Here is a 19611-nt window from a genome sequence, read left to right as displayed (position 1 = left end):
CGCCGAATGACCGAATTGACGGAACTGTCACGCAACGTAGCGTCAACCGCGCATCACGGCAGGTGAGTTCCAGGCAAAGAATGCATTGCGTAGCTGATAATTTGAGCATCAGGATTTGAACTGATCACGAGTAGGTCACTAGGGTCTGCCATCGAACCTCCGAGCGGGTGATCACTCAGAAGAAGGAGTTCACCTCCGTGGCGTCCCACCGTCGACCCAAGCAGCCGAGCCGAGCGCGCGTGACCGTGCTCACGACCGCCGCCGCTGCTGCCGTAGCCCTGAGTTCGCAGGCCGCCAACGCCGCGCCGAGCGAGAAGCCGAGCAAGGACGAGGTCAAGGCGAAGGTCGACAAGCTCTACGAGGATGCCGAGCAGGCGACCGAGAAGTACAACGGCGCCAAGGAGAAGCAGGAGAAGCTCCAGAAGGAGATCTCCACGATCCAGGACAACGTCGCCCGCGGCCAGGACGAGCTCAACGCGATGCGCGACAGCATCGGTCTGGCGGCCGCCGCGCAGTACCGCACGGGCACCATCGACTCCTCCGTCCAGCTGTTCCTGTCGTCGAACCCGGACGACTACCTGGACAAGGCGTCCACCATGGACCAGCTCAGCGCCCAGCAGGTCGAGGCGCTGAAGAAGATCCAGGAGAAGCAGCGCGAGCTCGCGCAGGAGCGCTCCGAGGCCTCCGCCAAGCTCAAGGACCTCGCCTCCACCCGCACCGAGCTGGGCAAGAAGAAGAAGGAAGTCCAGGGCAAGCTCGCCGAGGCGCAGAAGCTCCTGAACACCCTGACGGCCAAGGAGAAGGCGGCGCTCGCCGCCGAGCAGGAGCGCTCCAGCCGCGCCAGCGAGCGTGACGTCCTCGGCTCCTCCACCGCCGCCTCCGGCCGGGCCGGCGCGGCCTACGCCTGGGCCCAGAGCCAGCTCGGCAAGCCGTACGTCTACGGCGCCACCGGCCTCAGCTCCTACGACTGCTCCGGCCTCACCTCCCGGGCGTACGCCGCGGCCGGCGTGCAGATCCCGCGCACCTCCGAGGCGCAGGCCCAGATCGGCACCCGCATCTACTCGGAGAGCCAGCTCCAGGTCGGCGACCTCGTCTTCTTCTTCAACGACCTGCACCACGTGGGCCTCTACGCGGGCAACGGCCAGATCATCCACGCCCCGCGCACCGGTACGGTCGTGCGCTACGAGTCGATGAGCACCATCGGCGGACCCTTCATGTTCGGCGTCAGGGTCTGACCCGGGACGCCCCAAGATCAAGTCGGCGCACCGCCCGAACGGGCGAATTGCGATGACTCCGAATGACCCCACGCCCCGCCGGTGACCTGCGTCAGCGGCGGGGCGTCACGTTGTGTGCCCACGGAGGTCGTTGGTCGGCACCCCCTGGCGCGGCTACTGTCTGGCGCGTTTCCTGGTCCGCCGGCGTTCGCCGGTGTCTCCCGGTGTTCTGCCGGGTCTGCCAGTGTCCGCCAGTGGAAGGAGCGCGGCTTTCGTGGGGTCCCATCGCCGCCTTGTACCGTCCGGGTTCGACCGGGGGGCCGCCGCCGCCCTGGGTGTGCTGTCCGCCGCGGCCGCGGCCCTGGGCACCGTACCGGCGGTGGCCGCACCGCACGACGACACCCGCTCCCGGGTGGACCGCCTCTACGAGGAGGCCGAGAAGGCCACCGAGGCCTACAACAAGGCCGACGAGCGCGCCGACGTCCTGCGGGGGCAGGTCGGTGACGCCCAGGACCGGATCGCCCGGCAGCAGGAACGCCTCAATTCCATGCGGGAACAGCTGGGTTCGCTGGCCGGTGCGCAGTACCGCTCCGGCGGACTCGATCCGACGCTCGCCCTGCTGTTCTCCGACGACCCGGACGACTATCTCGCCAAGGCCGCCGCCATCGACCGGATCAGCAGCCACCAGGCCGGCGAACTCAAGGACCTCCAGGACGTGATGCGCCAACTCGCCCAGGAGCGCGCGGAGGCCACCAAGAAGCTCGGCGAGCTGGAGAAGAGCCGCAAGGCGGTCGCCTCCCACAAGCGGACGGTCGAGAAGAAGCTCGCCGAGGCCCGGCAGTTGCTCAACTCCCTGCCCGACGACGAGCGCGCCGGCTACGACCGGAGCTCCCGCTCGGGCCGCGACGACCTGCCCGACCTCGGGGGCGCCCTGCCGACCTCCGGACGCGCCGCCGCCGCGGTCGCCGCCGCCCGCTCCGCGCTCGGCAGGCCGTACGTCTGGGGCGCCAACGGCCCCTCCGGCTTCGACTGTTCGGGCCTGATGCAGTGGTCCTACGCGCAGGCCGGCGTCGCCCTGCCACGCACCTCGCAGGCCCAGCGGTACGCCGGCCGCCAGGTCCCGCTCTCCCAGGCGCAGCCCGGCGACCTGGTCACCTACCGCTCCGACGCCAGTCACGTCGGCATGTACGCCGGCAACGGCCAGGTCATCCACGCCCCCTACCCGGGCGCGCCCGTGCGCTACGACCCGGTGGGCATGATGCCGGGCGCGACGGTCACGAGGGTCTGACGGCGGGGGCCCGACCGCGGGGGTCTGACCAAGGACGCGCCGCCCCCGTACGATCGGCAAGGTGGCTGGTCGAAGGCGGGCGTCGGGTTCCTCCGTGGTGGTGCTCTGTCTGCTGCTCGTCTCCCTGGTGGCGTGCGGCGGCGGGCCCGTCACCGACAGCACGCGGGCCGAGGTGCAGCGGGTCCTGGACCGGCGGGCCACCGCGGTCCTCGCCCACGACGAGGGCGCCTTCCGCGCCACCGGCACCGCCACCGAGTACGCGCGGCTGCGCGCGGTGCCGTTCGCGGACTGGTCGTACCGGGTCACCGCCGTGCACGCCGACGGCGGCACCGCGACCGCCGACGCCGAACTGCGCTACCGCGTCCGGGGCTACGACACGGCCCCGGTCACCGTCGGCCGCGCGCTGCGCCTGACCCGTGCCGGGGACGGGCCGTGGCGGGTGGCGTCCGACCGGCCCGCGCGGAAGACCGGCGCCCAGTTGTGGGACCAGGGCACGGTGGCGGTCGTCCGGGGCGAACACAGCATCGTGATGGGCGTCGGCCAGTCCACCGAGCGGCTGCGCTCCTTCGCCGACCTCGCGGACCGCGCCGTACCCGCGGTGTCGCAGGCCTGGGGCACGGACTGGGCGCGGCACATCGTGGTGCTCGTACCGAACTCCCTGGACGGGATGGCGAGACTGCTCGGCTCGCCCGCCTCCTCCTACCGGGGCATCGCCGCGGTCACCACCGGCGAGACCGGCGCCCCGGCCAGGGCGCCCGCGGACCGGGTCATCGTCAACCCCGACGCATACAGCATGCTCGGCCCGCTCGGCAAGCAGGTCGTGCTCACCCACGAGGCCACCCATGTCGCCACCCGCGCCCGCACCAACGCCGCCACCCCGCTGTGGCTGTCCGAGGGGTACGCCGACTGGATCGGCTACCTGGGCAGCGGGCGCACCCCGGCCCAGGCCGCACCCGAGCTGGGGCGCGCCCTGGCCGCCGGGGACCCGCCGACCGCACTGCCGACCGACCGCGACTTCGGCTTCAGCGGCGACGCCACCCGGCTCGCCCAGGCGTACGAGGGCGGCTGGATGGCCTGCCGGATGATCGCCGACCACTGGGGCGAGGTCCGCCTGCGCGAGTTCTACCTGGCGGTGGGCACACACAAGGAGCGGACCGGGGCGGTCGAGGGCGCGCTGAAGGACGTGCTCGGGACGACCCTGGCGGACTTCACCGCGCGGTGGCGGACGTATCTGAAGGCTCAACTCGGCTGATCCAACCGCGCGATGGCTTCCCTGAGCCACTCCCGCTCCGCCTCGCCCGTCGCCCGGGCCACCCGCAGCATGCCCTGCCGGAACAGGTCGTCGGCCTGTTCGGCCCGTACGGGCTCACCGTCCCGGTAGAAGAAGCTCGACGGGGTCTCCAGGAACTCCAGCCGGCGCCGCAGCACCGCGGCCTGTTGGTGGCGGTCCGGCAGGTGCCGCAGGAACGCCAGGACGGTGTTGAAACGCACCTGGTCGGTCACCTCGGCCTGCTTGGGGTGACGCAGCCGCTCCAGGAGGTCCTCACGGCCCCGCGCGGTCAGGGACAGGACCCGGCGCGGGGCGGCGGCGGTGCCCGGCTCGGTGTGCTGGTCGAGCTTGCCGGCCGTGACGAGACGGGTGATCGCCGGATAGAGGGCGCCGTCGCTGACCGGCCGGACATGGCCGCTGAGTGCCTTGATCCGTTCCTTCAACTCGTAACCGTGCAGCGGTTGTTCGGCGAGGAAGCCGAGGATCGACAGCTCCAGCATCGGACCCCCTTGTGATGGTCGTGACACGATGATACCTCTTATCGAGCTACCTCGATTAGAGGTATCGTTACGACAGGAGGCCCTGTGAACGCCCACCGGAGACAGCTCGTCGCACTCGCCCACCCCGTCTACTTCTCCCTGCTCGCCTCCGTGGCCGCCGGGATCATCAACACCGTCTGGGTGTCACGGCTCGGCGGACCGGCCGTGGCCGCCGTGGCGGTGGCGACCAACACCGAGAACGTGCTGCTGGGGGTCGCCCTGGTCTTCGCCTCCGGGACCACCGTGCTGGTCGCTCACGCCAGGGGCGCGCGGGACCCGGCAGCGGTGCGGGCCTCCGTGCGGGGCGGCTGGGCGCTGTGCGCGGTGGTCACGCCCGTGGTCGTCGTGGCCGGGTTCCTGCTGCGCGAGCCGCTGGCCCGACTGGTCCTCGGCGGTGACCGGAGCGCCGCGCTGCCGCTCGCCGTCGGCTACTTCGCGATCTCGATGCCGGGCCTGGCCGTCTTCTTCGCGCAGAACCTCGTCGACGGCATGCTCAAGGGCGCCGGCGACACCAGGACCCCGCTGCGCCTCGCCCTTCTCGCCAACGGTCTGATCCTGGTCTGCGACCCGCTCCTCATCCACCGCTACGGTGTCCAGGGCGCGGCCGCCTCCACCGTGCTGTGCCGGTGCGTGGCCCTGGCGGCGGGCCTGCTCGCCCTGCGCCGCAACGCACTGCTCAGGGCCGCGTCGGGCGTCCGCCCCACGCACGGGGCGGGGGCCGCCCTGCGCCGGACGCTGACGACCGGGCTGCCGATGTCCGCCGACTTCACCGTGCGGCAGGCCGGGGCACTGGCGCTGGTCGCCGTCGTCGCGCGGCTCGGGGTGGCGGCGGTGGCCGCGTACGCCATCGCCTACAAGGTCATGTACGTGGCGACCATGGCCTTCTACGCGGTGCGCCAGGCCGCCTCCATCCACACCGCCCACACGCTGGGGGAGGGCAGGGACGAGCGCCGGGCGATCGGAGGGCAGGCCGTGCTCGTCTCGGGGGCCGTCGGCCTCCCGGCGGCCGTCCTGCTCGCTGCCACCGCACCCTGGATCATGGCCGCCTTCGGCGCGGGGCCCGCCGTGGCCCACGCGGGTGTGGTGTTCCTGCGCTGCGTCGGGCCCTATCTGCTGCTGATGGCCTGCTTCATCGCGCTCGGTGGGGTCTTCGAGGGCGGCGGCGGGGCGCCGGCGCTGCTGCGGGTGACGCTGCTCGGCACGACGGTCCAGCTGCCGCTCGCCCTCGCGCTGTCCGGGCTCGGCCTGCCCGGGGTGTGCCTGGCTCTGGCGCTCGCGATGGGGCTGCAGTGCGCGTCGGTGGGCCTGCTCTTCCGTCGGGCCCGGCGTCAGGAGGAGACGGGGGTTTCCTGGGTGCGAGCGGTCTGAGGCGGCAGGGGCGGTGGGCCCGGGATCGGTGGCACCGTCGCCCGCCACAGGCGTACGGCACCCATCACCGAGGCGACGACCAGCAGACCGTTGCGGACGACGAGCAGGGTGATGCCGAGGCCGTCGCTCGCGACGACGTTGGCGAAGTAGACCGGGAACTCCAGCACCGTCACGAAGCAGGCCGCCAGGACCAGCAGGGCGGGCAGGCCCATCCGGGTCGTCCGGAAGCACAGGCACACGGCGGCCAGACCCACCAGCCACACCATGTACTGGGGGCTGATCACCCGGCTGGTCACGGTGAACATCAGCACCGCCACGAAGGCCGCGTCCGACAGGGTGTGCGTCATGAACCGTTTCGCCAGCAGCCGCCACAGCACCAGCCAGCCGAACGCGGCCCCGGTGAGGAACAGCGCCCCCGTGCTCACCCAGTCCACGTACGGCCCGAGGAATTCCACCGAGCCGTAGTTCAGCAGCACCTGGCCCTCCCAGCCGAAGTGCCGGGCGATGTGGAACACCAGCGAGCCCAGCGACTCCACTTCGGTGCCGCGCTCGCGCTGGAACGTGAGGAAGGCGAACGCGCCCGGCATCGCCAGCGCGAACAGTCCCGCCACCGCGGCGGCGGACACCACCGCCGCACCCCACGCCCGCCGCCGCACCGCCCCGAGCAGCAGCATCGCCGGCCACACCTTCAGCATGGCCCCGAAGCCCGTCAGCGCGCCCATCAGCCGCGGATGCCGGGCCCCCGCGAGCAGCGCTGCCACCGCCACCGCGGTCACCATCACGTCGTAGCGCGCGTACACCGTCGGGCCGAGCAGGGGCACGCCCACCACCCACACCCAGGCACCGCGCAGCGACTTCGCCGGGCGCAGGCCCGCGTACAGCAGCAGGCACAGCGCGACCAGGTCGGCGACGAAGGCGAGGACGAAGAACGCGGACGCGTAGTCGAGGAACGGCAGCAGACCGGGGGAGAGGATCGCGAGCGCCGCGGCGGGCGGGTACTGCCAGGTGACGTCCTTCTGGGGGAACGTTCCGCTGCTCAGGACGTCGTACCAGCCGTGGTAGATGACCGAGACGTCGCTGGTGACGTCCGGGCCCGGGAAGAGGTACACCTTGAAGACGAAGAGCAGCAGCAACAGCCTGGTCACGCCCCAGGTCCCCAGCAGCCACGGAAGTGACCGCCTCGCGCCCGTCGTCTTCACGTGATCCCCTGCCGTTCGGTCATCTCTTGAGGGGAACATGATGTCCTGCCCCGCTGTGAGCGTGCCATAAACGACGAGGGGCGGGTTCGATAAGGTCTGCGGCGATGCACAAGACCCTGATCGTGACCAACGACTTCCCGCCCCGGCCCGGCGGCATCCAGGCGTTCCTGCACAACATGGCGCTGCGCCTCGACCCCGAGCAGCTCGTCGTCTACGCGTCGACGTGGAAGCGGAGCCGGGAGGGCGTCGAGGCGACGGCCGCCTTCGACGCCGAGCAGCCCTTCACGGTCGTACGCGACCGTACGACGATGCTGCTGCCGACGCCGGGCGCGACCCGGCGCGCCGTCGGCCTGCTGCGGGAGCACGGGTGCGCGTCGGTCTGGTTCGGGGCGGCGGCGCCGCTCGGCCTGATGGCACCGGCGCTGCGCAAGGCGGGCGCGACCCGGCTGGTGGCCACCACCCACGGGCACGAGGCGGGCTGGGCCCAGCTGCCCGCCGCCCGGCAGCTGCTGCGCCGGATCGGGGACTCGACCGACACGATCACCTACCTGGGCGAGTACACGCGCTCGCGGATCGCGACCGCGCTGACCCCCCGGGCCGCGCACCGGATGGTGCAGCTGCCGCCCGGCGTGGACGAGAAGACCTTCCACCCCGGCTCGGGCGGCGCCGAGGTACGGGCCCGGCTCGGCCTCACCGACCGGCCGGTCGTCGTGTGCGTCTCCCGGCTGGTCCGGCGCAAGGGGCAGGACACCCTGATCCAGGCCATGCCCCGGATCCTGGCCGCCGAGCCCGACACCGTGCTGCTGATCGTCGGCGGCGGCCCCTACGAGGGCGACCTGCGCAAGCTCGCCCACGACACCGGCGTCGCCGACTCCGTACGCTTCACCGGCCCCGTCCCCTGGTCCGAGCTCCCCGCCCACTACGGCGCCGGCGACGTCTTCGCCATGCCCTGCCGCACCCGCCGCGGCGGCCTCGACGTGGAGGGCCTCGGCATCGTCTATCTGGAGGCGTCCGCGACCGGCCTGCCGGTTGTCGCCGGAGACTCCGGAGGCGCACCGGACGCCGTACTGGACGGCGAGACGGGCTGGGTGGTGCGGGGCGGCGACCCCGCGGACGCCGCCGACCGCATCATCACCCTCCTCGGCGACCCCGAACTGCGCCACAGGATGGGGGAGCGGGGCCGTCAGTGGGTGGAGGAGAAGTGGCGCTGGGACCTGCTGGCGGACCACTTGAAGGCTTTGTTGTAGTGCAGCAGGCCTGAAGGGCGCGGGGAACTGCGCGACAAGCCACAACGAACCCGCAGCCGCCCGATGGAGAACCCCCCACCCCGGATGGCACCCCAAAAGCCGGCGGAGCCCCTAGCCGGAACCGAAAAATCCGCCCATGCTGCGAAAATGACAGCAAACCTGATGCAGCGTCAGCTGACAAGACGTCAGATCCTCGGTATGGCAGCCCTGCAAACGGCGGCAGCCCTCGGCTTCACCCGCGTCCACCTCACCTCCGCCCAAGCCACCGAACCCGCCACCACGGAATACGCGGACGCGATCGTCATAGGCTCCGGCTACGGCGGCGCCGTAGCCGCCCTCCGCCTCGGCCAGGCCGGCATCCGCACCCTCGTCCTGGAGATGGGCCGCCTCTGGAACACCCCCGGCGCCGACGGCAAGCTCTTCTGCTCCACCAGCGCCCCCGACGAGCGCTCCATGTGGTTCCGCACCCGCACCGAAGCCCCGCTCGCCACCTTCCTGTGGCTGGACCTCGTCAACCGGAACATCGGCTCCTACCCCGGCGTCCTCGACCGCGTCCACTTCGACCACATGTCGGTGTACGTCGGCCGAGGCGTCGGCGGCGGCTCCCTGGTCAACGGCGGCATGGCCGTCACCCCGCTCCGGTCGTACTTCGCGGAGCAGTTCCCCACCGTCGACGCCGACGAGATGTACAACACGTACTTCCCGCGCGCCCGTTCCATGCTCGGCGTCAACACCGTCGACCCGGCCTGGTTCGAGTCCACGGAGTGGTACCGCTTCGCCCGGGTCTCCCGCAAGCACGCCGAGAAGGCCGGCCTGAAGACCACCTTCGTGCCCAACGTCTACGACTTCGGCTACATGCAGCGCGAGGCCGCCGGCACGGCCACGAAGTCCGCGCTCGCCGGCGAGGTCATCTACGGCAACAACCAGGGCAAGCGCAGCCTCGACAAGACCTACCTCGCCTCCGCGCTCGGCACCGGCAACGTCACCATCCACACCCTGGAGCGGGTCAGGGGGATCAGCCGGGCCGCCGACGGCACGTACGTGCTGACCGCCGACCGGATCGACGTGACCGGGAAGGTCGTCGAGACCCGGCAGTACGGCTGCACCTACCTCTTCCTCGGCGGCGGCAGCGTCGGCACCTCCGAACTCCTCGTCCGCGCCCGGGAGACGGGCACCCTGCCCGCGCTGGACGCGAGTGTCGGCGCGGGGTGGGGGACCAACGGCAACGTGATGCTCGGGCGGGCCAACCACCTGTGGGACACCGTCGGGGCCAACCAGTCGACCATGCCGGTGATGGGCATCGACGACTGGGCCAACACCGCCAACCCCGTCTTCGCCGAGATCGCCCCGCTGCCGATGGGGCTGGAGCACTGGGTCAGCCTCTATCTGGCGATCACCAAGAACCCGGAGCGGGCGTCGTTCTCGTACACCAACGGCTCCCTGGCGCTGGGCTGGAGCGCCGCCCAGAGCGCCGTCTCCGTGGCCATGGCGAAGAAACTGTTCGACCGGATCAACGCGGCCAACTCCACCATCTACCGGTACGACCTCTTCGGCTCGTCCAACAAGGTCTTCGCCGACGACTTCACGTACCACCCGCTGGGCGGCTGTGTGCTGGGCAGGGCGACCGACAGCTACGGCCGGGTGAAGGGCTATTCGCGGCTGTACGTCACCGACGGCTCGCTCGTGCCCGGGTCGATCGGCGTGAACCCGTTCGTGACGATCACCGCGCTCGCCGAACGGACGATGGCGCGGGTCCTCGTGGAGGACACCGCGCCATGAGCCGTCGCCACGCTCCGTCGTGGGCCGGGGTGGGCTACTTCTGGTAGATCGCCTCGATCTCGGCCGCGTAGTCCTTCGCCACCACGTTGCGCTTGAGCTTCAGCGACGGCGTGAGGTGGCCCGTCTCCTCCGTGAACTGGGAGGACAGAATGCGGAACTTCCGCACCGATTCCGCCTTCGACACCGCGGCGTTGCCGTCGTCGACAGCCGTCTGGATCGCGGCCAGCAGGTCCGCGTCCTCACGCAGCGACGCCGCGGTGGAACCCGCGGGCTTGCCGTGGTCGGCGGCCCAGCGGCCCAGGAACTCCTCGTCGATGGTGACCAGCGCGCCCACGAACGGCCGCCCGTCGCCCACCACCATGCACTCCGCGACCAGCGCGTGCGCGCGGATGCGGTCCTCGATCACGGCCGGGGCGACGTTCTTGCCGCCCGCGGTGACGATGATCTCCTTCTTGCGTCCGGTGATCTTGAGGTAGCCGTCCTCGTCGAGGGTCCCGATGTCCCCGGTGTGGAACCAGCCGTCGGCCAGCGCCTCCGCGGTCGCGGCCTCGTTGTTCCAGTAGCCCTTGAACAGGTGCTCGCCGTGCAGCAGCACCTCGCCGTCGTCGGCGATGCGGACCACCGAGCCGGGCAGCGGCTGGCCGACCGTGCCGATCTTCTGCCGGTCCCAGGGGTTGAACGCGGTCGCGGCGCACGACTCGGTCAGACCGTAGCCCTCCAGGACCGTGAAGCCGATGCCGCGGAAGAAGTGGCCCAGCCGCTCGCCCAGCGGGGCGCCGCCGGAGATGGCCGCCTCGCCACGGCCGCCCAGGACCGCGCGCAGCTTGCTGTAGACGAGCCGGTCGAAGACCTTGTACTTGACCTTGAGGCCGATGGAGGGGCCCGAGGGGCTGTCCAGTGCCTTGCTGTACGCGATCGCCGTGTCCGCGGCCTTGTCGAAGATCGCGCCCTTGCCGTCCGCCTGCGCCTTGGCGCGCGCCGAGTTGTAGACCTTCTCGAAGACCCGCGGCACGCCCAGGATCAGCGTCGGGCGGAACGCGGCCAACTCGTCGGTGAGGTTCTTGATGTCCGGGACGTTGCCCAGCTTGATCGGCGCCAGCATCGGCGCGACCTGCACGAGCCGCCCGAAGACGTGGGCCAGCGGCAGGAAGAGCAGCACCGAGCAGTCGCCCGTACGGAACAGGGGGCGCAGCCGCTCCACCACGTTCCCGCACTCGGCGAAGAAGTTGCGGTGCGTGAGGACGCAGCCCTTGGGCCGGCCGGTCGTGCCGGAGGTGTAGACGATGGTCGCCGGGTCGTCGGCCTTGGCGAACGAGCCGCGCTCCTCGACGGTCGCGTCGGACACGTCCCGGCCCAGCCGCACCAGTTCCTCCACGCCCCCGGCCTCGATCTGCCAGACGTGCTTGAGGGCGGGCAGCGTGTCCCGTACCGACTCGACGGCGGCCGTGTGGTTGTCGAGTTCGACGATCGCCGCCGTGGCGCCCGAGTCGGAGAGGATCCACTGCACCTGCTCCGCCGAGCTGGTCTCGTACACCGGCACGGTGACCGCGCCCGCGCTCCAGATCGCGAAGTCGAGGAGCGTCCACTCGTAGCGGGTACGGGACATCAGGGCGACCCGGTCACCGGGCTGTACGCCGGAGGCGATGAGGCCCTTGGCGGCGGCGTGCACCTCGGCCAGGAACGTGGCGGCCGACACGTCCTGCCAGGCGCCACCCACCTTGCGGGCGATCACGGCGACGTCGGGATGCTGCGCGGCGTTTCTGCGGACGATGTCGGTCAGGTTGCCGTCCGCAGGGACCTCGTACAAAGCCGGAAGGCTGAACTCGCGCAAGACTGCTGCTCCTCATAGGGCGCCGGCGCCACGACGTTGTGTGCTGCGACGGTCGGTCCAAGGCTGGCTCGGGCAGGTGCTCGGGGGCTCCCAGGGACCGATGGGACCACTGGTTGAAATCCTGAGCACGACTGGACTGCCCGGACGTTACCCGCCGGTATGGCTTCTTTGACAGGGGGTCCCGGCGAGATGTTCGCTGCGTCACACAGATTGGTGTTTCTTGCCCGCACAGTAGTCGACGCACTTACTGACTAGCCAGTAACCGCAGGTAGCGCCGCCACTGTTCACAAGTGCATCGCTCCACCTACCCTTGATCGCCATGGCCCTCACACCCCCCGCCCGCCGCAGAACCCGCGTCCACGTGGTCAGTGACGTCCATGGAAACGCCCGTGACCTGGCCAAAGCCGGCGACGGCGCCGACGCGCTGATCTGTCTCGGCGACCTGGTGCTGTTCCTGGACTACGCCGACCACTCCCGCGGGATCTTCCCCGACCTGTTCGGAGTCGAGAACGCCGACCGCATCGTGGAACTGCGCACAGCCCGCCGCTTCGCGGAGGCACGGGACCTCGGGGCACGGCTGTGGGCCGGCGTCGGCGACGACCGGGCCACGGTGATCGAGCGGGCGGTACGCAAGCAGTACGCCGAGATGTTCGCCGCGTTCCCCACCCCGACGTACGCGACCTACGGCAATGTGGACATGCCGCCCCTGTGGCGGGAGTACGCCGGACCGGGCGTGACGGTGCTGGACGGCGAACGGGTGGAGATAGGCGGCCGCACCTTCGGCTTCGTCGGTGGAGGCCTCCGTACCCCCATGCGCACGCCCTACGAGATCAGTGACGAGGAGTACGCGGCGAAGATCGAGGCGGTCGGCGAGGTGGACGTGCTGTGCACGCACATCCCGCCGGAGGTGCCGGAACTCGTCTACGACACGGTGGCGCGCCGCTTCGAACGGGGCAGCCGCGCGCTGCTGGACGCGATCCGTCGGACCCGGCCCCGGTACGCGCTGTTCGGTCATGTCCACCAGCCGCTGGTACGGCGGATGCGGATCGGGGCGACCGAGTGCGTGAACGTGGGGCACTTCGCGGGCTCGGGGCGGCCGTGGGCGCTGGAATGGTGAGACGGCGCAGGTAGCGGTGACGGCGGGGCGGGCTGTGCGCGGTAGCCTTCACGCTGCACACACGTGCGCACGAGGATCTACTGGCGGCCCGCATCTGGAGGAGCCACGGCGATGGCGGAATACACCAGCTCGAGCATCACGATCGAGGCGGCACCGGCCGATGTGATGGAGGTGATCTCCGACTTCGCCCGCTACCCGGACTGGACGGGCGAGGTGAAGGAGGCGGAGGTCCTCAAGACCGACGGACAGGGGCGTGCCGAGCAGGTCCGGCTCGTCATGGACGCGGGGGCGATCAAGGACGACCAGACGCTGGCGTACACGTGGACCGGCGAGAACGAGGTCTCCTGGACGCTGGTCAAGTCCCAGATGCTGCGGTCGCTGGACGGCACGTACCTCCTGAAGCCGGCGGGTGCGGGGGCGACGGAGGTCACCTACCAGCTGACCGTCGACGTCAAGATCCCCATGCTCGGCATGATCAAGCGCAAGGCGGAGAAGGTCATCATCGACCGGGCACTGGCGGGCTTGAAGAAGCGGGTGGAGTCGGGCCGGTAGGCCGTCTTCGGCGAGTCCAGCCGCGGGCAGTCGTGCCGCTGGGGCGATGGGTGGGCGCGGCGGCAACCCGTAGGCGCCGGGTTGCGCGACCGGCCCGGCACCGACGCCGGGGCACCTGGCAACCGGCGACAACCCCGGCGTCCACTACCGTTCACCCTCATGCGCACCATCCTGATCACCGGCCCGGGCGGCAGTGGTCGTACGACCGTGGCCGCGGCGACTGCTCTGCGGGCCGCCGGTGAGGGCACTCGCACGCTGGTCCTGAGTGCCGACCGCACCGACACACTGGGCGCGGCCCTCGGGGTGGCGACAGGGGCCGGGCCGACCCCGGTCGCGGAACGCCTCACGGCCTGGCGGCCCGACGCCGCCGCCGCGTTCCGCGAGGACCTCGCCGCGTTCCAGGACCGTGCGACCTCCGTGCTCGACCTGCTCGGTGCCTCCCGCCTGGACCCCGAGGAGGTCACCCCCCTCCCCGGCGCGGAGGAACTCGCTCTCCTGCGGGCCATCAGGGACGCCGCGCTCTCGGACGCCCACGACCTCCTGGTCGTGGACCTGCCGCCGACGCCCCACGCCCTCACCCTCCTCTCCCTCCCGGAGGAGCTCCGCCGCTACCTGCGCCGCCTGCTCCCCTCCGAGCGGCAGGCGGCCCGCGCCCTGCGCCCGGTCCTGGGACGCCTCGCCGGGGTCCCCATGCCCTCGGAGTGGCTGTACGAGACGGCGGCCCGCTGGGACCTGGAACTCGCCGCGGTGGAAGCCGTCGTCACCGACCGCAGCACCCTCGTACGGCTGGTCGCCGAACCGGGACCGGCCGGCGCCGACGCCGTACGCACCGCCACCCTCGGCCTCGCCCTGCGCGGCCTGCGCACCGAGACCCTCGTCGCCAACCGCGTCCTGCCCGAGGACGGGACCGGCACCTGGCTCGCCGCACTCGTCGCCCAGCAGCGCAAGGTCCTGGCGCAGTGGGAGGAGGAGTACGAGGACGTCCGTGCCGTCGCCCACCTCGGCCGCGACCCCCGCGGCGCCGACGACCTCACCGCGCTCACCGTCCCCGGCGTCAACCCGGGCACCTCCCCGGTCGAGTGGCCCGTCACCGACCGGCTCGCCGAGGACGGCGTCCTCATCTGGCGCGTCCCGCTCCCCGGCGCCACCCGCGAGGAGCTCGACCTCGTCCGCCGCGGTGACGAGCTCGTCGTCACCACCGGCCAGTTCCGCCGTATCGTCCCGCTGCCGTCGGCCCTGCGCCGCTGCACCGTCGACGGCGCCGCCCTGCGCGAGGGCGAGCTGCGCGTCCGGTTCGCACCGGATCCGGAACTGTGGCCACGGGCGCGGTGAACCACGTACCCCCGTTCGGGTAACGTCGGAGAGACGAACCGTAGTCAGGAGTGCGTCATGAGCGAAGAGCGCCCCGAGCAGGACGCGGTCGACGAGGGCACTCGCGCGACCGACTCCGACGCCTGGGCCACCGCGTGCGCCGAGGACCTGGCGGAGGAGAAGGCCCGTCGCCGCGCCCAGTACGGCCCGCCCCCCGGGTCGGCCGCCGAGGAGCTGCGCAAGCTCTTCGAATCGGTCGCCGACAAGTTGTCCGGCCTGCAGTCCCCGCTCCTCGGCGCGGTCGCGGGACCGGCCGCGCAGCAGGTGGTCCGTCAGGTCGTGGAGCAGGCCAAGGCCGCCGTGGAACCCGTCATGGAGCGCAACCCCGACGTCTTCGACCACCTCGCCGCGGCCGGCAACGAACTCCTCGCCGCCTACCGCTCCGCCGTCCAGGCCCAGGAACAACGCTGGACCGCCCGAGCCGGCGACCCGCTCCGCCCCGACAAGGCCGCCGACGACCCCCGCGACGACGGCGAGGGCACCGGCCCGGGCCAGCGCATCGACTTGGACTGACGGTCTCTCGCGCGGGGACCCATGACCCCGCCGGGCCTGGCCCGTCCGCCCGGCGGACGACGGGAATCCGACGGCAGGGCCTCGGGTACGGTTGGCCGTAGCGGGGCTCGACCGAAACTGAGGGATTCATGGGACTCACCATCGGCGTCGACATCGGCGGCACGAAGATCGCGGCCGGCGTGGTCGACGAGGAAGGCAACATCCTCTCGACCTTCAAGGTGCCGACCCCGGGCACGCCCGAGGGCATCGTGGACGCCATCGCCTCCGCGGTGGAGGGCGCGCGTGCCGGGCACGAGATCGTCGGCGTGGGCATAGGTGCCGCCGGCTACGTCAACCGCCAGCGCTCCACGGTCTACTTCGCCCCCAACATCGACTGGCGCCAGGAACCGCTGAAGGAGAAGGTCGAGGCCCGCGTGGGTCTCCCCGTCGTCGTGGAGAACGACGCCAACGCCGCCGCCTGGGGGGAGTACAAGTTCGGCGCGGGCAAGGGCCACCGCAACGTCATCTGCATCACGCTCGGCACCGGCCTCGGCGGAGGCATCATCATCGGCAACAAGCTGCGCCGCGGACACTTCGGCGTGGCCGCCGAGTTCGGTCACATCCGTATGGTCCCGGACGGCCTGCTGTGCGGCTGCGGCTCCCAGGGCTGCTGGGAGCAGTACGCGTCCGGCCGCGCCCTGGTCCGCTACGCGAAGCAGCGCGCCAACGCCACCCCCGAGCGCGCCGAGGTGCTGCTCGGTCTCGGCGACGGCACTCCCGACGGTATCGAGGGCAAGCACATCTCCATGGCCGCCCGCCAGGGCGACCCGGTCGCGGTCGACTCCTACCGCGAGCTCGCCCGCTGGGCCGGCGCCGGCCTCGCCGACCTCGCCTCCCTCTTCGACCCCTCCGCCTTCATCGTCGGCGGCGGCCTCTCCGACGAGGGCGACCTGGTCCTCGACCCCATCCGCAAGTCGTACAAGCGCTGGCTCGTGGGCGGCAACTGGCGCCCCGTGGCGGATGTGATCGCCGCCCAGCTCGGCAACAAGGCGGGCCTGGTCGGCGCGGCGGACCTGGCGAGAGAGCCCGACCCGATCATGTGACGTCCACCTTTCGGCCTACGGCCACTGCGCCACCAAGGGGCGCGGGGAACTGCGCGACAAGCCACACACAACCGGCAGTCGCGTATGAACCTCGCGCCCCGAGCTCTTGGGCGTACATTGATCGCCATGGAGCTGCTCCCCAACTCCCGCACGGAGCCCGACGGTTCCGCCGTCATCCGCGTCCTCAGTTACAACATCCGCTCGATGCGCGACGACACCGACGCCCTCGCCCGCGTGATCGCCGCCTGCGCCCCCGACCTGGTCCTGATCCAGGAAGCCCCCCGCTTCTTCCGCTGGCGCAAGAAACTCGCCCGGCTCGCCGCCGCCTCCGGTCAGGTGATCCTCACCGGCGGGGCCACGGCGGCCGGACCGGCGATCCTCTCCTCCCTGCGGGCCACCGTGGAACGCACCGAGGACGTGCTCCTGCCCCTCACCCCCGGCCTGCACCGCCGCGGCTTCGCCACCGCCGTCGTCCGGTTCGGCGGCGCCCGGCTCGGTGTCCTGAGCTGTCACCTCAGCCTGGACGAGGCCGAGCGCCACGACCAGGGCGGCCTCCTCCTCGACCGGCTCGCCGGCATGGGTGTGGAGCACGCCGTCGCGGGCGGCGACATCAACGAAGGTCCCGGCGGGCGCGCCTTCCGCCGTATCGCCACCGGCCTCCAGGACGCCTGGGCCACCGCACCCTGGGGCGGCGAACACACCTGGACGCGCAGCTCACCCCACAACCGCATCGACGCGATCTTCGCGACGAAGGGCGTCGACGTCCTGGGCTGCGGGGTGCCGCTGGGCCTCCCGGGAATCACCGAGGCCGATCTGGAGGCGGCCACCGACCACCTTCCGGTCCTGGCCGCCCTCAGGATCCCCACGTCGTAAGAAGTCTCAGACCACCGCGCCGCGGCCCGGGTCGTCGCCGTCCTCGTCGTCCGTTCTCATCCGCGCCACCAGCGTGGTGAAGCCGCCGAGGAAGCCGCCGATGCACACGGTCGCCAGCCACCACGTCATGTCCCAGCTCAGCAGCACCGCGAGCAGGAGCAGGACCGGCCCGCCGATCACGCCCAGCCAGGCGAACTTGGCGGTGGTGTCGGCGGCGGGCAGCGGCGGCGGCTCGGGCGGTACGAAGTGGCCCTCGTCGTCCTCGTCGAAGTCGTTCTCGCTCGGCTCCGGCGCGGAGTAGTCACGGGGGCCGACGCCGGGTGCGAAGGCGATCGAGCTGCCCAGCGGCTTGGCGGGCTTGTCCTTCGGGTCCTTCGACCCGCTCGGTTCCTTCGCGGCCCGCTGCTCCCCGGGCTCGTCGTCGTTCGGCTCGGCCTCCAGCAGCGCCAGGTCCTCGACGGACTTGAACGGCTTGGTGCCGGGCGGGTCCGCCGGCTCCTCCCCGTACCCCGCGACGATCGCCGCCCAGGCGGCATCCTCGTCGAAGGGTACGTGCTGCTCCTCCGGCTGCTGCTCGCCGTCGTTGTGGTGCTCGTCCTCGCGATCCTCGCGGTCGGCGTCGTGCTCAGCCACCTGCCGTCGTCCCTTCTTTGCCGACACTGGGTGCGAGCCGGGCGATGAACGCGTGGCTCTCCTCGAAGATCCGGTCCGCGTCATGGTCCAACGTCGCGACGTGGTAGCTCTGTTCCAGCACGACCTCCCGTACGTCCGTCGACGACACCCGGCTCAGGATCCGGGCCGAGTCGGCGGCTGGCACGACATGGTCCGCCGCGCTGCGCAGGAGCAGCAGCGGCTGGGTGACCTGCGGCAGCTCGCCGTCGACCTGACGGAAGAAGGCCCGCAGGGAGTGCGCGGCGTGCAGCGGCACCCTGTCGTACCCGATCTCCACTCCGCCCTCCTTCGCGATGTCACTGGTGATGCCCCTGGTCGTCCGCACGACGTGGCGGGCCACCGGAAGGGCGTACGCGGACAGACCGTGCACCTTGTTCGCCGGGTTGACGACCATGACACCGCTGACGGCCTCACCGTGCCGCGCCGCGAGCCGCAGCGCCAGCGCGCCGCCCATCGACAGCCCGGCCACGAACACCTGGGAACAGGTTCGCAGCAGGGCGCGCAGTTCGCGGTCGACCTCCGCGTACCAGTCCTGCCAGCCGGTGAGCTGCATGTCCTCCCAGCGGGTCCCGTGCCCCGGCAGCAGCGGCAGCGAGACGGTCAGTTCGCGCGCGGCGAGATGCTCCGCCCAGGGGCGCAGCGACTGCGGGGAACCGGTGAAGCCGTGACAGAGGAGGACCCCCACCTCCCCGCCGTCATGGCGGTACGGCTCGGCTCCAGGAAGGACCGGCACCTTCGGTCTCCTGTTCATGAGAGCGGACGTGGCTTCACCGTACGCGACCGCACTGACACCGACCAGGGCCGTCGGGCTCTTTGACGGCGCTCCGGGTTAAGGTCTGAACTACACATACAGGAGGCACTCGGTTGTTGTACGGCGCGATGAAGGTTTCCGTCGGGGGGTCGCTGAAGCTCGTCTTCAGGCCCTGGGTGGAGGGCCTGGAGAACGTTCCCGCCGAGGGGCCCGCGATCCTGGCGAGCAATCACCTCTCCTTCTCCGACTCGTTCTTCCTGCCGGCGGTCCTCGACCGCAAGGTCACCTTCATCGCGAAGGCCGAGTACTTCACCACGCCCGGAGTGAAGGGACGGCTGACGGCCGCCTTCTTCAAGGGCGTCGGACAGCTCCCCGTCGACCGCTCCGGCGCGCGCGGCGCGGGCGAGGCGGCGATCAAGAGCGGCATAGGCGTCCTGGAGCGCGGTGAGCTGTTCGGGATCTACCCGGAGGGCACGCGCTCGCCCGACGGCCGCCTGTACCGGGGCAAGCCGGGCGGCCTCGCGCGCGTGGCGCTCGCCACCGGCGCGCCCGTGATCCCGGTCGCCATGATCGACACGGAGAAGATCCAGCCGCCCGGGAAGGTCGTCCCGAAGGTCATGCGGCCCGGCATCCGCATCGGCAGGCCGCTGGACTTCAGCCGCTACGAGGGCATGGACCACGACCGCTTCGTGCTGCGCGCGCTGACCGACGAGGTCATGTACGAGATCATGAAGCTCTCCGGCCAGGAGTACGTCGACATGTACGCGACCGCCGCCAAGCGGCAGATCGCGGAGGCGGCGAAGGCCGAGAAGGAAGCGGACAAGGCGGCGAAGGCCGCCCTCGCGCAGGCGGAGAAGGACCAGAAGGAGAAGGCCGAGCAGGCCGAGCAGGCCGCACAGGCCGAGAAGGACCGGACGGACCAGTAGTCCGCGGGTCCGGGGGAGC

At 71.4% G+C, this 19611-nt stretch carries 18 protein-coding genes; 13 read left to right on the top strand and 5 right to left on the bottom strand.

Features of this window, described 5'->3' with window-relative positions; genetic code table 11:
• Positions 1-197 precede the first annotated feature (197 nt).
• The 3 genes from ACGFNV_RS21820 to ACGFNV_RS21810 all read left to right on the top strand — a co-directional run bounded on the left by ACGFNV_RS21820 (position 198) and on the right by ACGFNV_RS21810 (position 3754).
• Positions 198-1235 carry an NlpC/P60 family protein gene (locus ACGFNV_RS21820; protein ID WP_393624731.1) on the top strand — a complete coding sequence of 346 codons (1038 nt, stop codon included), beginning with the start codon at positions 198-200 and terminating at the stop codon, positions 1233-1235.
• A 253-nt stretch (positions 1236-1488) separates the two neighbouring features.
• Entirely contained in the window at positions 1489-2502 is a 1014-nt protein-coding gene (locus ACGFNV_RS21815; protein ID WP_393624608.1) for an NlpC/P60 family protein, read from the top strand.
• Between the two features lie 61 nt (positions 2503-2563).
• A complete protein-coding gene (locus ACGFNV_RS21810) occupies positions 2564-3754 on the top strand; it encodes a hypothetical protein (RefSeq protein WP_393624607.1) in 1191 nt (396 codons plus the stop codon).
• Here the strand turns inward: ACGFNV_RS21810 and ACGFNV_RS21805 are convergent.
• Positions 3742-4272: a PadR family transcriptional regulator gene (locus ACGFNV_RS21805; RefSeq protein ID WP_393624606.1), complete on the bottom strand. Its 531-nt coding sequence runs from the start codon at positions 4270-4272 to the stop codon at positions 3742-3744. The genes ACGFNV_RS21810 and ACGFNV_RS21805 overlap by 13 nt on opposite strands.
• A gap of 84 nt (positions 4273-4356) precedes the next feature.
• On the opposite strand from ACGFNV_RS21805, the gene ACGFNV_RS21800 reads away from it, so the two are divergent.
• Positions 4357-5679, top strand: coding sequence for an MATE family efflux transporter (locus tag ACGFNV_RS21800; protein ID WP_393624605.1), 1323 nt, complete (start codon positions 4357-4359; stop codon positions 5677-5679).
• On the opposite strand, the gene ACGFNV_RS21795 is transcribed toward ACGFNV_RS21800, so the two are convergent.
• Positions 5640-6878, bottom strand: a complete 1239-nt coding sequence (locus ACGFNV_RS21795) for a glycosyltransferase 87 family protein (protein WP_393624604.1) — start codon at positions 6876-6878, stop codon at positions 5640-5642. The genes ACGFNV_RS21800 and ACGFNV_RS21795 overlap by 40 nt on opposite strands.
• Before the next feature lie 104 nt (positions 6879-6982).
• Between ACGFNV_RS21795 and ACGFNV_RS21790 the strand changes: the two genes are divergently transcribed.
• Entirely contained in the window at positions 6983-8125 is a 1143-nt protein-coding gene (locus ACGFNV_RS21790; protein WP_393624603.1) for a glycosyltransferase family 4 protein, read from the top strand.
• Positions 8126-8323: 198 nt separating this feature from the next.
• Positions 8324-9904, top strand: a complete 1581-nt coding sequence (locus ACGFNV_RS21785) for a GMC oxidoreductase (RefSeq protein WP_393624730.1) — start codon at positions 8324-8326, stop codon at positions 9902-9904.
• A 34-nt stretch (positions 9905-9938) separates the two neighbouring features.
• Here the strand turns inward: ACGFNV_RS21785 and ACGFNV_RS21780 are convergent, their stop codons facing one another.
• Positions 9939-11735: an AMP-dependent synthetase/ligase gene (locus tag ACGFNV_RS21780; RefSeq protein WP_393624602.1), complete on the bottom strand. Its 1797-nt coding sequence runs from the start codon at positions 11733-11735 to the stop codon at positions 9939-9941.
• Positions 11736-12054: 319 nt separating this feature from the next.
• Between ACGFNV_RS21780 and ACGFNV_RS21775 the strand changes: the two genes are divergently transcribed.
• The 6 genes from ACGFNV_RS21775 (at position 12055) to ACGFNV_RS21750 (ending at position 17243) form a co-directional block, all read left to right on the top strand.
• Positions 12055-12852, top strand: coding sequence for a metallophosphoesterase (locus tag ACGFNV_RS21775; protein WP_393624601.1), 798 nt, complete (start codon positions 12055-12057; stop codon positions 12850-12852).
• Between the two features lie 111 nt (positions 12853-12963).
• On the top strand, positions 12964-13404 hold the full coding sequence (locus ACGFNV_RS21770; RefSeq protein WP_133926878.1) for an SRPBCC family protein: 441 nt from the start codon (positions 12964-12966) through the stop codon (positions 13402-13404).
• Positions 13405-13563: 159 nt separating this feature from the next.
• The gene (locus tag ACGFNV_RS21765; protein ID WP_393624600.1) at positions 13564-14736 is read left to right on the top strand and encodes an ArsA family ATPase; all 1173 of its coding nucleotides are present in this window, start codon (positions 13564-13566) and stop codon (positions 14734-14736) included.
• A 57-nt stretch (positions 14737-14793) separates the two neighbouring features.
• Positions 14794-15288 carry a DUF5304 domain-containing protein gene (locus ACGFNV_RS21760; RefSeq protein WP_393624599.1) on the top strand — a complete coding sequence of 165 codons (495 nt, stop codon included), beginning with the start codon at positions 14794-14796 and terminating at the stop codon, positions 15286-15288.
• Positions 15289-15416: 128 nt separating this feature from the next.
• On the top strand, positions 15417-16370 hold the full coding sequence (locus ACGFNV_RS21755) for an ROK family glucokinase (protein WP_393624598.1): 954 nt from the start codon (positions 15417-15419) through the stop codon (positions 16368-16370).
• Between the two features lie 126 nt (positions 16371-16496).
• On the top strand, positions 16497-17243 hold the full coding sequence (locus tag ACGFNV_RS21750; RefSeq protein WP_393624597.1) for an endonuclease/exonuclease/phosphatase family protein: 747 nt from the start codon (positions 16497-16499) through the stop codon (positions 17241-17243).
• Between the two features lie 6 nt (positions 17244-17249).
• Here the strand turns inward: ACGFNV_RS21750 and ACGFNV_RS21745 are convergent, their stop codons facing one another.
• On the bottom strand, positions 17250-17876 hold the full coding sequence (locus ACGFNV_RS21745; RefSeq protein WP_393624596.1) for a hypothetical protein: 627 nt from the start codon (positions 17874-17876) through the stop codon (positions 17250-17252).
• Positions 17869-18648 carry an alpha/beta hydrolase gene (locus tag ACGFNV_RS21740; protein WP_393624595.1) on the bottom strand — a complete coding sequence of 260 codons (780 nt, stop codon included), beginning with the start codon at positions 18646-18648 and terminating at the stop codon, positions 17869-17871. The genes ACGFNV_RS21745 and ACGFNV_RS21740 overlap by 8 nt, the downstream gene beginning before the upstream one ends.
• A 146-nt stretch (positions 18649-18794) precedes the next feature.
• On the opposite strand from ACGFNV_RS21740, the gene ACGFNV_RS21735 reads away from it, so the two are divergent.
• A complete protein-coding gene (locus tag ACGFNV_RS21735) occupies positions 18795-19592 on the top strand; it encodes a lysophospholipid acyltransferase family protein (protein WP_393624594.1) in 798 nt (265 codons plus the stop codon).
• Positions 19593-19611: the final 19 nt, after the last annotated feature.

Source organism: Streptomyces sp. NPDC048751 (genome assembly GCF_043198595.1).
Taxonomy (GTDB): Bacteria; Actinomycetota; Actinomycetes; order Streptomycetales; family Streptomycetaceae; genus Streptomyces.
The sequence above is the reverse complement of the archived record's forward strand: the minus strand, read 5'-3'. Positions and strand labels throughout refer to the sequence as shown.

Bases quoted from the DNA above. Each gene is read 5' to 3' on its own strand.
- ACGFNV_RS21805 (WP_393624606.1), bottom strand. From the start codon at position 4,272: ATGCTGGAGCTGTCGATCCTCGGCTTCCTCGCCGAACAACCGCTGCAC.
- ACGFNV_RS21790 (WP_393624603.1), top strand. From the start codon at position 6,983: ATGCACAAGACCCTGATCGTGACCAACGACTTCCCGCCCCGGCCCGGC.
- ACGFNV_RS21785 (WP_393624730.1), top strand. From the start codon at position 8,324: ATGGCAGCCCTGCAAACGGCGGCAGCCCTCGGCTTCACCCGCGTCCAC.
- ACGFNV_RS21775 (WP_393624601.1), top strand. From the start codon at position 12,055: ATGGCCCTCACACCCCCCGCCCGCCGCAGAACCCGCGTCCACGTGGTC.
- ACGFNV_RS21770 (WP_133926878.1), top strand. From the start codon at position 12,964: ATGGCGGAATACACCAGCTCGAGCATCACGATCGAGGCGGCACCGGCC.
- ACGFNV_RS21765 (WP_393624600.1), top strand. From the start codon at position 13,564: ATGCGCACCATCCTGATCACCGGCCCGGGCGGCAGTGGTCGTACGACC.
- ACGFNV_RS21760 (WP_393624599.1), top strand. From the start codon at position 14,794: ATGAGCGAAGAGCGCCCCGAGCAGGACGCGGTCGACGAGGGCACTCGC.
- ACGFNV_RS21755 (WP_393624598.1), top strand. From the start codon at position 15,417: ATGGGACTCACCATCGGCGTCGACATCGGCGGCACGAAGATCGCGGCC.
- ACGFNV_RS21750 (WP_393624597.1), top strand. From the start codon at position 16,497: ATGGAGCTGCTCCCCAACTCCCGCACGGAGCCCGACGGTTCCGCCGTC.
- ACGFNV_RS21735 (WP_393624594.1), top strand. From the start codon at position 18,795: ATGAAGGTTTCCGTCGGGGGGTCGCTGAAGCTCGTCTTCAGGCCCTGG.